Origin of the sequence: Sphingobium jiangsuense (genome assembly GCF_014196495.1) — a bacterium.
GTDB classification, from domain to species: Bacteria; Pseudomonadota; Alphaproteobacteria; order Sphingomonadales; family Sphingomonadaceae; genus Sphingobium; species Sphingobium jiangsuense.
Genome location: NZ_JACIDT010000002.1, coordinates 345721 through 357131 on the forward strand (window position 1 = coordinate 345721; position 11411 = coordinate 357131).

Annotated in this window: 11 protein-coding genes; 10 read left to right on the top strand and 1 reads right to left on the bottom strand. The window is 67.5% G+C overall.

All coding sequences use genetic code 11. From position 1 onward, the window contains the following. Positions 1-10: 10 nt before the first annotated feature. From GGR43_RS04160 to GGR43_RS04205, 10 genes are all read left to right on the top strand, one after another. On the top strand, positions 11-1534 hold the full coding sequence (locus GGR43_RS04160; protein WP_188070677.1) for a bifunctional 3-(3-hydroxy-phenyl)propionate/3-hydroxycinnamic acid hydroxylase: 1524 nt from the start codon (positions 11-13) through the stop codon (positions 1532-1534). Next, the gene (locus tag GGR43_RS04165; protein WP_188070678.1) at positions 1531-1962 is read left to right on the top strand and encodes a GlcG/HbpS family heme-binding protein; all 432 of its coding nucleotides are present in this window, start codon (positions 1531-1533) and stop codon (positions 1960-1962) included. Before GGR43_RS04160 ends, GGR43_RS04165 begins: the two co-directional genes overlap by 4 nt. After that, positions 1959-2849 (top strand): VOC family protein, encoded by an 891-nt coding sequence (locus GGR43_RS04170; RefSeq protein ID WP_188070679.1) that lies wholly within the window; start codon positions 1959-1961, stop codon positions 2847-2849. The genes GGR43_RS04165 and GGR43_RS04170 overlap by 4 nt, the downstream gene beginning before the upstream one ends. Positions 2850-2940: 91 nt before the next feature. Beyond that, a complete protein-coding gene (locus GGR43_RS04175; RefSeq protein ID WP_284276865.1) occupies positions 2941-3777 on the top strand; it encodes a fumarylacetoacetate hydrolase family protein in 837 nt (278 codons plus the stop codon). A 37-nt stretch (positions 3778-3814) separates the two neighbouring features. Beyond that, a complete protein-coding gene (locus GGR43_RS04180) occupies positions 3815-6136 on the top strand; it encodes a TonB-dependent receptor (protein WP_188070680.1) in 2322 nt (773 codons plus the stop codon). Positions 6137-6246: 110 nt separating this feature from the next. After that, positions 6247-7251: an MBL fold metallo-hydrolase gene (locus tag GGR43_RS04185; protein WP_188070681.1), complete on the top strand. Its 1005-nt coding sequence runs from the start codon at positions 6247-6249 to the stop codon at positions 7249-7251. Then, positions 7248-8132, top strand: a complete 885-nt coding sequence (locus GGR43_RS04190) for an alpha/beta hydrolase (RefSeq protein ID WP_246343316.1) — start codon at positions 7248-7250, stop codon at positions 8130-8132. Before GGR43_RS04185 ends, GGR43_RS04190 begins: the two co-directional genes overlap by 4 nt. Before the next feature lie 17 nt (positions 8133-8149). Beyond that, positions 8150-9463, top strand: coding sequence for a family 1 glycosylhydrolase (locus GGR43_RS04195; RefSeq protein ID WP_188070682.1), 1314 nt, complete (start codon positions 8150-8152; stop codon positions 9461-9463). 13 nt (positions 9464-9476) lie between these two features. Beyond that, on the top strand, positions 9477-10385 hold the full coding sequence (locus tag GGR43_RS04200; protein WP_188070683.1) for an alpha/beta hydrolase: 909 nt from the start codon (positions 9477-9479) through the stop codon (positions 10383-10385). Beyond that, entirely contained in the window at positions 10382-10822 is a 441-nt protein-coding gene (locus GGR43_RS04205; protein WP_188070684.1) for a hypothetical protein, read from the top strand. Before GGR43_RS04200 ends, GGR43_RS04205 begins: the two co-directional genes overlap by 4 nt. Positions 10823-10971: 149 nt before the next feature. Here the strand turns inward: GGR43_RS04205 and GGR43_RS04210 are convergent, their stop codons facing one another. Then, entirely contained in the window at positions 10972-11382 is a 411-nt protein-coding gene (locus GGR43_RS04210; protein ID WP_188070685.1) for a hypothetical protein, read from the bottom strand. Positions 11383-11411: the final 29 nt, after the last annotated feature.

An 11411-nucleotide genomic window follows, 5' to 3' on the forward strand; every position in this document is an offset into this window, starting at 1 on the left:
GAGCCAGAAAATGTTTGATGTAGCGATTATCGGCTGCGGGCCGGTAGGGGCCTTTGCGGCCAATCTTCTTGGCAAGACCGGCCTTTCGGTGCTGGTGATCGAAAAGGAGGCGCGCCCCTATCCGCTGCCGCGCGCGGTCCATCTCGACCATGAGATGATGCGCCTATTCCAGTCGGCGGGCGTGATCGACCGGGTCGCGCCGGACATGCGAGACACCGAAGGGCATCTGCATGTCGGCGCCGATCATGGCGTGATCCGCTATATGGGCACGGCGGGCCGCCCGCGCCCCTATAGCTGGGCGAACGATTATTTCTTCTATCAGCCGGAACTGGAGGATCATCTGCGCGATGCGCTGGCGGTCTATCCCAATGTGACGCTGCGGCTGGGCGCCGCGTTCGAAGGGCTGGAGCAGGACCGGGAGGGCGTGACGTTGCGCCTGGAGACGGACGCGGGGACGGAGCAGGTTCGTGCCCGCTATGCGATCGCCTGCGACGGATCGCGCAGCGCCGTGCGCAAGGCGCTGGATATCCGCCTCGACGACCTCGATTTCGAGGAGCCGTGGCTGGTGGTGGACGTGGAGGCCGACGGGCCGATCCGGGTGCCGGACCTGTGGGGCGTGCCCGAAGGCACCGATCTGCAAAAGCTCTCCATCATGATGTGCGACCCGAAGCGGCCCGCGACCGCCGTACCGGGGCGCGGCAACCATCGCCGCTGGGAATTCATGCTGCTGCCCGGCGAGGACGATCAGGCGATGATGGCGCCCGAAGCGGTGGCGGCGCTGGTCGAGCCATGGCTGGAAGGCGTGCCGCACCGGATCGTGCGCGCGGCGACCTACCGCTTCCACGGGTTGATCGCCGAGCAATGGCGGATCGGCAACATGTTCCTGGCGGGCGACGCCGCGCACCAGACGCCGCCCTTTTTCGGGCAGGGCATGTGCCACGGCCTGCGCGACATCGCCAATCTGGCGTGGAAGCTGGAGTTGGTGCTGAAGGGCCGCGCGCCCGACGCGCTGCTCGACAGCTATCAGCCGGAGCGCGATCCCCATGTCCGCGCCGTCATCTCGGCGGCGGTCGAGGTGGGGCGCTATATCTGCATGCTCGACCCGGAGGAAGCCGCCCGGCGCGACGCGCGGATGCGCGAGGCGGCGAAGGACAGCGAGCATGGCACGGCGGCGGACCTCATCCCCGCCATTTCGACCGGCATCGTCGCTGTGGGGACGCCGGGCGCGGGCGAGCGCTTCATCCAACCGCGCGTCGGCGGCCGGCTGCTCGACGATGTGACCGGGGGCGGCTGGCGGCTGTTCGCGCGTCGGCCCGCGGTCGAGGGTGCAGGCGGCGTGACCGCCGTGGTGCTCGACCGGCTGGAGGATGGCGGCGCGATCGCCGCATGGCTCGACGCCCATGGCGCCGAGGCGGTGCTGGTGCGGCCCGATCATTATGTGTTCGGCACGGCGAAGGGGGACGGCGCCGGCCTGATCCGCCAGCGCGACGCGCTGATCGCCCGCACGTCGCTGGATCAGGAGATCGCCGCATGACATTGACGCTTGCTCAGGCCCGCACCATCATCGACGCCGCGCTCGCCAAGGGCCGGGAAGAGGGCGCGCAGCCGCTCGCCGTCGTCGTGCTCGACGCGGGCGGCCATCCGGTCGCCTTCGCCCGCGAGGACGGCGCCAGCCTGTTCCGCTTCGATATCGCGCGGGCCAAGGCGACGGGCGCGCTCGGCATGGGCGCCGACACCTGCGTCATCGCCCAGCGCGCGGCCAACAATCCCGCTTTCTTTCAGAGCGTCGTTGCCGTCACCGGCGGTCAGCTCGCTCTGTCCCCCGGCGGCGTCCTCATTCGTATCTCGGGAGGAACGGTGATCGGCGCCGTCGGGATCAGCGGCGACACCGGCGAGATGGACGAAGCCTGCGCCTGCGCGGGCATCGCCGCCGCCGGTCTTTCCCATGGAGTGCAGTCATGAAGCTACGCAGCGTCGAACTCGCGCTGACCGGCGCGGCGGAGGCCGCCGCCTTCCTCACCGACATATGGGGCATGGCCCCGGCGGAGGTGCGCGGCGGCACCCATTATCTGCGCGGGTCAGGCGGTTTTCCCTATCTCGTCGCGCTGGAGGAAGCGGCCGAGCCGTTCCTGCGCTCGACCACCTTCGTCTGTTCGGGCGAGCGGCTGGAGGAACTGAAGCGCTCGGTCGCGGCGGCGGGCCTCGCCGCGCGGCCGGTCCTCTCCAACGATCCGGGTGGCGGCGAGGGTATCCTTGTCGAGCTGGCCGAGGGCGAGGTGCTGCGCTTCCTCGCCGGGGCGGAGGAGGTCGAACCGATCGAGGGCCGCGACCTGCCGGTCAAGCTGACCCATGTGGTGTTCAATTCCGCCGATGCCGAGGCGACCGGCCATCTGGTCGAGCAGGCGCTGGGCTTTCGCGTGTCCGACCGCACGAAGGGCATGGTGTTCGTGCGCTGCAACGAATCCCATCATTCGACCGCCTTCGCCCGCGCGGGCTTTTCCTCGCTCAACCATATCGCGTTCGAGATGGAGGATATGGATGCGGTGATGCGCGGCATCGGGCGGCTGCGCGACCATGGCATGGTCCCGGCCTGGGGGCCGGGCCGCCATGGGCCGGGCGCCAATGTCTTCGCCTATTTCATCGCCCCCTTCGGCCCGGTGATCGAGTTTTCCACCGCCGTCGAGAAGGTGCCGGAGGATTATGCGCCCGGCGCGCCGGAGGACTGGACCTGGCCGCCGAACCGCATCGACCAGTGGGGCATGTCGGACAAGGATTTCGACGGTCTGCGCAAGGCCGAGGAGATGTTCCGCCATCGCCGGGACTGGGAAGCCGCTTCCCTTGAAGTTTGATCGCCGCACGGCGCTTGCCGCCATGGGGGCGGGCGCGCTGCTTGGACCATCGGAAAGTACCGCCGCAAAGCGCGGCGCAGGAGACAGGATCGTGACGAAATATGTAAGCTTCCGCCGCCCGGATGGCGCCCCCGGCTTCGGGCGCCTCGATGGCGGGGAGATTGTCGAGCTGGCGGCTGCGGGCGGCCCGCAAAGCCTGAAGGCCGCGCTGGCCGAGGGCACTCTGGCGGCGTTGAAGGACGGCGCGCGCTTCGCTGCTGCTGATATCGTACTGCTGCCCGTCATTCCCGACCCGGCGAAAATCCTCTGCGTCGGCCTCAACTATGCCGACCATGTGAAGGAAACCGGGCGCGAGCAGAAGGAGCATCCGGCGATCTTCGTGCGCTATGCCGACAGCCTCGTCGCCCATGGCCAGCCGCTGGTGAAGCCCGCCGTTACCGATCGTTTCGATTATGAAGGCGAACTGGCGGTCGTCATCGGCAAGCCCTGCCACAAGGTCAAGCGCGCCGATGCGCACGCCTATATCGCGGGTTACGCCCCGTTCAACGACGGTTCGGCGCGCGACTGGCAGCGGCACAATATCCAGTTCACGCCCGGCAAGACCTTTCCCGGCACCGGCGGCTTCGGCCCCGCGCTGGTGACGCCGGATGAGATCGGGGATCTGGGCGCGCTGCGCGTCCAGACCCGCCTCAACGGCCAGCTGGTGCAGGACCAGCCGATCGCGGACATGATCTGGGATATCGGCACCGTCATCGAATATATCTCCGCCTTCACCCCGCTCGCCCCCGGCGACGTCATCGCCACCGGCACGCCCGGCGGCGTCGGCGATAAGCGCACGCCGCCGCTCTACATGAAGGCGGGCGACAAGGTCGAAGTCGAGATCGGCAATATCGGCATTCTGACGAACCGAGTGATAGATGAACAGTAATATCCTGATTTCACGGTATAATAAGGGGAGGAAAATCATGCGTGTTTCCAGTCTTTCCATCGCCATGCTGACGGGCGTCGGCATCATCGCGCTCTCCGCGCCCGCATTGGCGCAGAGCGGCGGGGCGCAGGTGCCGCAGGCCGATGCGTCGTCCGACGGCGTGGACATCATCGTCACCGCCACCCGCCGCGCGGAGCGGTTGCAGGATGTTCCGATCGCGGTGTCCGCCGTCAGCGGCGAGCAGCTGGCCGAGGGCGGCTTCCAGAAGCTGGCCGACATCCAGTATCAGTTTTCGGGCGTCCAGTTCGGTTCCTCACCCAATGACTCCGGCTTCCGCCTGCGTGGTGTGGGCAGCGCGGGGGGCTTCACCAGCTCGTCGGAGCAGAATGTCGGCACGGTCGTCGACAATGTCGTCGTCCCCTTCGGCAACCCGGTCAACAGCCTGGGCGATCTGGAGCGGGTCGAGGTGCTGAAGGGGCCGCAGGGCACCCAGTTCGGCAAGAACGCCTCTTCGGGCGTGGTAAACATCACCACCAAAAAGCCGGATATCGGCGCGTTCAGCGGCAAGGCCTTCGCCAGCTATGGCGAGCTGGACGAATGGAACGTCAACGGCAGCGTCAACCTGCCGGTCAGCCAGAACAGCGCGCTGGCGGTGTTCGGCTTCTATCGCAGCAATGACGGTTTCCTGAAGAATGTCGTGCTCGACAAGAAGTGGGGCGGGGAAAAGAGCTATGGCGCGCGCGCCAAATATCTGCTGGAAGCGAGCGACGGCCTCAGCATCTACCTGATCGGCGACTATTCGAAGATCAAGCGCACCGGCCCCGGCCAGCTCTGGACGCTCAACCGCCTGCCGAGCTTCGCCAATCCGCTGATGGCCGCCCGCTTCGGCAATCTCGCCGCGCTGGGCGTGACGCCGGGCATCGACAATATGCAGTCGGTCGAGGATTATGACGGCTATACCTCGGAAGAGAATTACGGCGCGTCGCTGGAGGTCAATATCGGCCTGGGCGAATATCAGCTGACCTCGATCACCGCCTGGCGCCGCCTCAACGAAGGCGATCAGGTCTTCGCCATCGACGGCAGCAGCACCAGCGTGTTCACTGCGCAGCAGGAAGGCGTCGACCAGTCCTTCCTGTCGCAGGAACTGCGCCTCAGCTCCCCCTCCGGCAGCGCGCTGGAATTCACCGCAGGCGTTTACGGCTCCAAGCGCAAGGTGGGCGACGGCAATGACTATAGCCGCGCCCAACTCCGTCCCGGCGCGCCCTTCGGCGGCCCGATCGTCAGCATTTCCGGCGGCCAGAGCAACACGCAGACCCGCTCGGACTCGCTTGCCGCCTTCTTCGACGGCAAATACCGGCTGAGCGAGCAGTTCAGCCTGATCGGCGGCTTCCGCTATCAATATGACTGGGTGAAGGCGTCCTTCTTCTCGATCGAGGATCCCAATTATCCGTCGGGCACGGTCGTCGGGGGCAGCTTCGTCGCGCCCTACACTCCGACCGCGACGCAATATGGCGACGTGAAGAAGGGCGACTGGTCCGGCCGCGCGGGTGCGGAGTTCAAGGTCAATCCCGACCTCATGTTCTTCGGCACCATCGCGCGCGGCTATCTGGGGCCGACGGTCACCTTCACCGGCCTGACCGGGCGGCGGACGCAGGTGGCGCCGCAGACGGTGCGCGACATCACCATCGGCATGAAGTCGCAGATGTTCGACCGCGCGGTGACGTTCAACGCCAACATCTTCTTCGACAAGTATAACAACCTCCAGACCTCGGTGTTCGACGGCGTGGAGTTCGTGACGGAGAATGCGGGCGGCTTCACCGCCAAGGGCTTCGAAACCGATCTGGCGTGGAAGGTCAGCCCCGAGCTGACTCTGACCGGCGGCTTCACCTATTCGAAGACGAAATTCACCGATTATGTGACCGCCTGCCCGAAGGTCGTGAAGGCCGGGTACAGCTGCTACCTCGCCGCCGACGGCGTGACCTCGCTATTGCAGGCCGCCGGAGAGCCGCTGTCGGGCGCGCCCAAATACAGCGCGACGGCCGGGGCCGACGTGCGCCTGCCGATCAATGACAGGCTGATGGTCGACTGGTCCGCCAACTTCTATTACCGCAGCCGGGTGCAATATGCGGTGGCGGAAGCCTATGCCTATCAGAAGGGCTATGGCACAATCGGCCTCAACGCCGGGATCGGCCACCCGGACGGCAACTGGCGGATCGGCGCGTTCGTGCGCAACCTGCTGGACCAGCGCTTCCACGCCGCCGTCATCACGCTGCCCTTCTCGGACGCAGGCGGTTATGTGAACTGGTTGACGCGCGAAGGCCGCCGCACCGTGGGCGTGTCGGCGCAGCTGCAATTCTGATCCGGCGGGGCCGGGCGGCGAATGGCTTGCCCGGCCCCTTATTCCCGTGCAGGGAAGGCGAAGGGACAGCCAATGCCCCCGCCGTCAACAACCGACAGGAGGAGGATCGGATGAAAGCATGGCCTGCCCGATATGCGGGGCCGATGATCGCCGTGGCGGCGCTGCTGGCGATAGCGCCGGTCGCTGCCCCTGCCCAGACGGGCGACCGGTGCCCGGCGCTGCGCTGGACGACGCTGGGCACGGCGGGCGGCCCGGTGCCGACGCCGGACCGCTCGGAACCCGCCAACCTGCTGCTCGCGGGGAATCGGCCGATATTGGTCGATACCGGGGACGGCACGGTCGGCCAGCTGGCGCGGATCGGGCTGGACATGCGGACGATCCGCACCGTTTTCATCAGCCATCTGCATCTCGACCATAGCGGCGGACTGGCCGCCGTCATCGGCCTGCGCTGGATGAACCAGTTTCCGGGGCAGCTCACCGTCTACGGCCCGCCCGGCATCAAGGCCGTGGTGGACGGCATCGTCGCCTCCATGGCGCCGCCCGCGCGCATCGGCTTCGGGCTGGGCGTGCCGCCGCCCGACCCCGCCGGTTCGGTGCGCGCGGTCGAGATAAGCGACGGGCAGGTGCTGAATCTGGACGGCGGCCTGCGCGTGCACGCCGTGGCCAACAGCCATTTCGACCATGACGGCAAGGCGGACCGGGCGAATATCTCGCTCAGCTACCGTTTCTCGCTGGGGCGGCGCAGCATCACCTATACCGGCGACACCGGCCCCAGCCCGGCGGTGACGCGTCTGGCCGAGGGAAGCGACATGCTGGTGAGCGAGGTGATCGATCTCGACCGGCTGGTGCGGGATATCGCCGCGCGGCGCGTCGATGCGTCGGCCGACATGCTGGCCTCGATGCAGAAGCATCTCGCCACCCATCACCTGCCGCCGTCCGACATCGGCGCCATGGCGGCGAGCGCGAAGGTGGGCCGCGTCGTGCTGACCCATTTCGCGGTGCCGGGCGCGCTGTCCGACTCCGAACCGGCGTTGCGGGAAGGAATCGGGCGGCATTTTGCCGGGCCGGTCGATCTGGCGCGCGATCTGCAAAGCTTTGACGTGGGGTGCCGATGATGACGACGCAGGACCATATTCTTCCCGATGCCCGGCGCGAGGCGATCGCCGCGCTGGGGACGGTGCTCAACCCCGGCGTGCTGGATGCCGTTCGCCGCCTGTATGAGGAAGAGCAGCAGGCGCTCGCCGCCGCCACGTCGCCCCATGCGGTCGATATCGCCTATGGCGCGCATGAGCGTCACCGGCTGGACCTCTACCGCCCGGAAGGTGCCGACGCTCCGCTACCGGTGCTGGTGTTCGTCCATGGGGGTGGCTTCCTGATGGGGGACAAGGGCGGCGCGGAAAGCTGGATCAATGCCCATGTCGGGCGCTGGGCCGCCGCCTCCGGTTTCATGGGCTGCGTCATCAACTATCGCCTCGCGCCCGACAATATCTGGCCCTCGGGTTCGGAGGACGTCGCGGCGGTCGTGGACTGGCTGAAGGCGAATGTGGCGGCCCATGGCGGCGACCCGGATCGGATCGTGCTGATGGGCACGTCCGCCGGGGCGGTGCATGTCGCGGGCTATCTCCGGCTCGCGGGGGAGAGGGCGGCGCGCGACCTTCGCGGGGCCGTGCTGCTTTCCGGCCTCTATGGCTACACGCCGCTCGATGAGCGGGATACGCTCTATTACGGGGACCGGGCGGACTATGCGGACCGCAAGCCGCTGGAGGCGGTGGCGGGAACGGCGCTGCCGCTGTTCGTCGCCTGCGCGGAATATGACCCGCCGCGCTTTCAGGCGGAATTTCTCGGCCTGATGCGGGACAGGCTGGAGCGTCACGGCACCATGCCGCGCGGCGCCATAATGTCCGGCCACAACCATTACAGCATGGCCACGCATCTGGGCACCCGCGATCGGCGGCTGGCCGACGAAATCCGCGCTTTCCTGCGCGATCACGTATAAAACCGAGGGAGGAACAAATGCTCGATCGAAGGACCTTGCTTGCCGCGAGCGCGGCGATGATGGCCGCCCCCGCGCTGGCGGCGAAGGGGAAAGCGGCCGCCGCGAGCCCGGATTTTCCGAAGGGCTTCCTCTGGGGCGTCGCCACCGCGCCGCACCAGATCGAGGGCAATAATATCGCAAGCGACCTCTGGTTTCTGGAAAACCAGCAGCCGACCGTGTTCGCCGAACCGTCGCGCGATGCGTGCAACAGCTTCGACCTGTGGGAAACCGACCTCGATCTGGTGAAGGCACTGGGCCTCAACGCCTATCGCTTCGGCATCGAATGGGCGCGGATCGAGCCGGAAAAGGGGCTGTTCTCGCAGGCGATGCTCGATCATTACCGGCGCATCGTCGATGGCTGCCATGCGCGCGGGCTCCAGCCGGTCGCGACCTTCAGCCATTTCACCGCGCCGCGCTGGTTCAGCGCGCAGGGGGGATGGACCAGTGCGGAAGCGCCCGACCTGTTCGCCCGCTTTTGCGACAAGGCCGCCCGCGCGCTGGCGCCGGGCCTTCACAGCGCGATTACCTTCAACGAGCCGAACATCCTGCTGCTGCTGAAGCCGATGCTGCCGCCCAAGGTGTGGGACCTTCAGCGCCTGACGCTGGAAACGGCGGCGAAGCGGCTGGGCGTGCCGCGCTTCGTCAGCGCCAATGTCGCGGGCGTCGAGGACCTGCCCGATATCCAGCGCGGCATGCTGGCCGCGCATCCGCTGGCCAGGGCGGCGATCAAGGCGGCGCGCGGCGACCTGCCGGTCGGCCTGTCGCTGGCGATGATGGACGATCAGGCGGTGGGCCGCAACTCGCTGCGCGATGCGATGCGACGGGACATGTACGGGGCGTGGCTGGATGTCGCCAGGTCCGACGATTTCCTGGGCGTGCAGAATTATGAACGCGCATTGTGGACGGACAAGGGCCGCCTGCCCGCGCCCAAGGGATCTGTGGTCAACTGGGGCGGCACCGAGGTGTGGGCGCCCTCGCTCGCCGGGGCGGTGCGCTATGCGCATGAGGCGACCGGCGTGCCCATCCTCGTGTCCGAACATGGCGTGGGCACCGATGACGACGCCATCCGCGCGAAGTTCATCCCCGCCGCGCTGGCCGAGCTCAAGCAGGCGATGGACGACGGCGTGCCGGTGCTCGGCTATTGCCACTGGTCGCTACTCGACAATTTCGAGTGGATCTTCGGCTACAAGGTGCGCTTCGGCCTGCACAGCGTCGACCCCGCAACCTTCGCGCGCAAGGCGAAGCCCAGCGCGGAGGTCTATGCCGCGATCGCCCGCCGCAACGCGCTGTAGGGGAGGGTTTGCCATGACACGCTTCGTTCTTGCCGCCGCGCTGCTGATGGCCGCTCCGGCGGCTGCGCAGATGCCCGTCCCGGTCCCCGCCCAGGCGCCGGCCGAACCCGATGCCATTCCGCTCTATCCGAAGATGAAGGTGCCCAGGGAATCGACCGAAAAATGGGTGCGCTTCGGCAAGGATCTGGCTGTCCGCAACGTCACGGTGCCGACCGTCACCCCGGTTCTGCCCGATCCCGCCAGGGCGACCGGCGCGGCGGTCGTCGTCGCGCCCGGCGGTGCCTTCATGCTGCTGGCGATGGATCATGAGGGCTGGAACGTCGCGCGCTGGCTGGCGGATCATGGCGTTGCCGCCTTCGTCCTCAAATATCGGCTGAACCCGACCCCGGCCGATACCGCCGAAGCTTCCGCCTATATGGGCAAGCGCATGGCGGAGTCGCTGCGCGATCCGGCCGCCGCGCCGGGCATCACCGAACCGCGCGCCACGCTCGACGCGCTGGCCGCGCTCAAGCTGGTGCGCGACGGCGCGGGCAAATGGGGCGTCGATCCGCGGCGGGTCGGCATGATCGGCTTTTCCGCCGGCGCGATGACCACGCTCAATGCAGCGCTGGAAGGCAAGGGGGCCGATCGCCCGTCCTTTATCGGCTATGTCTATGGCCCGATGCTGGCGCGCGAGGTGCCGTCCGACGCGCCGCCGATGTTCGCCGCCATCGCCAATGACGACAGCCTGTTCGCCGCTCCCTCCTACGCGCTGGTCGAAAGCTGGCGGCGGGCGCATGTGCCGGTGGAGCTCCATGCCTATGAGCGCGGCGACCACGGCTTCGGCATGGGCAAGCCCGGCACCACGACCATGGGCCTGCTGCCGCAATTCCTGTCCTGGATGGAGATGCGCGGGCTTTTGGGCAAGGGTTCGGCGCAATGACCCCGGCTGTTTCCATCCGTCGGGAAGCGGCTATCAGTTTCGTCATCAACGGCGTGCTGAGCCTGGCCTTCTTCCTCGGCGTCTTCGGAACCGCGCCGCGTCCGCTCGGCTGGATGGCGCCCGACAATCTGGCGCTGGATTTCGTGCCGCAGAGTATCGCGGTCGCGCTGATGAGCGCGCTGGTCCCGGCGCTGATTGCGCGCAAGCGGCTCGGTAATGCGCCGGCGCTGCGGCCTATCCTGATCCGTGCCGCATTATTCGCTCTGGCTGGCGCCGTTCTGGGCGGCTTCCTCGCCTTTTCGATCGGCATGGCTGCCTTTCCGGCCATCGGCTGGGCCATGGCCCTCATGATGAAGATTGTCTATGGCGGTGCGCTCGGCGTGCTGGTCGCCACCCTGGCGCTGCGGCAGCTGGTGTCGTCCGTCCGCACCGCCTGATAAAGGAGGACCCGCGCCTGTCGGTCGGGTAACGCTTCCACAATTTGCAGGACCAGCCTTGCAGCGTCGATCCTGCCCCCTTCAGGCAAGGCGAAGCCCCGCCCCGCGCGGAGGTCTAGCCGCGATCGCCCGCCGCAACCGGCTCCGACCTATTTCGGGGCCTTGGCCTTGCGATAGGGGATGAACTCGCCCAGCCCGACGAAGCCGGTCTGCATGCGCGAGGCGGAATCGTACATCCGCACGATATCGATGCTGCACAGGTCGGGCGAGCGGGTATCCGTCACCATCACGTCGCCCCGGCGCAGGGAGCTTTCCCCGCTGCTGGGGCGGTTGAGATAGCGCAGGCCGCCGCCCATGTCGTAGACGATGGCGGTGCGGTCGAAAATCTGGCTGGAACGGATATTGCGCAGCGGGATGCACCGGGTCGGTGGCCCCGACGGCTCATATCCCTTGAGATGCTCGGCCAGCCGCGCCTCCGGCGTGCGGTCCGCCGCGCCGGCATTGGCGGGGGTCAGGGCAAGGGCCAGGGGCAGGGCGAGAAGGGCGAATCTTGGTTTCATGGTCGTCACCGGAAATGGGGATGGGATCC

Bases quoted from the DNA above. Each gene is read 5' to 3' on its own strand.
- GGR43_RS04160 (WP_188070677.1), top strand. From the start codon at position 11: ATGTTTGATGTAGCGATTATCGGCTGCGGGCCGGTAGGGGCCTTTGCG.
- GGR43_RS04185 (WP_188070681.1), top strand. From the start codon at position 6,247: ATGAAAGCATGGCCTGCCCGATATGCGGGGCCGATGATCGCCGTGGCG.
- GGR43_RS04205 (WP_188070684.1), top strand. From the start codon at position 10,382: ATGACCCCGGCTGTTTCCATCCGTCGGGAAGCGGCTATCAGTTTCGTC.
- GGR43_RS04190 (WP_246343316.1), top strand. From the start codon at position 7,248: ATGATGACGACGCAGGACCATATTCTTCCCGATGCCCGGCGCGAGGCG.
- GGR43_RS04165 (WP_188070678.1), top strand. From the start codon at position 1,531: ATGACATTGACGCTTGCTCAGGCCCGCACCATCATCGACGCCGCGCTC.
- GGR43_RS04170 (WP_188070679.1), top strand. From the start codon at position 1,959: ATGAAGCTACGCAGCGTCGAACTCGCGCTGACCGGCGCGGCGGAGGCC.
- GGR43_RS04180 (WP_188070680.1), top strand. From the start codon at position 3,815: ATGCGTGTTTCCAGTCTTTCCATCGCCATGCTGACGGGCGTCGGCATC.
- GGR43_RS04210 (WP_188070685.1), bottom strand. From the start codon at position 11,382: ATGAAACCAAGATTCGCCCTTCTCGCCCTGCCCCTGGCCCTTGCCCTG.
- GGR43_RS04200 (WP_188070683.1), top strand. From the start codon at position 9,477: ATGACACGCTTCGTTCTTGCCGCCGCGCTGCTGATGGCCGCTCCGGCG.
- GGR43_RS04195 (WP_188070682.1), top strand. From the start codon at position 8,150: ATGCTCGATCGAAGGACCTTGCTTGCCGCGAGCGCGGCGATGATGGCC.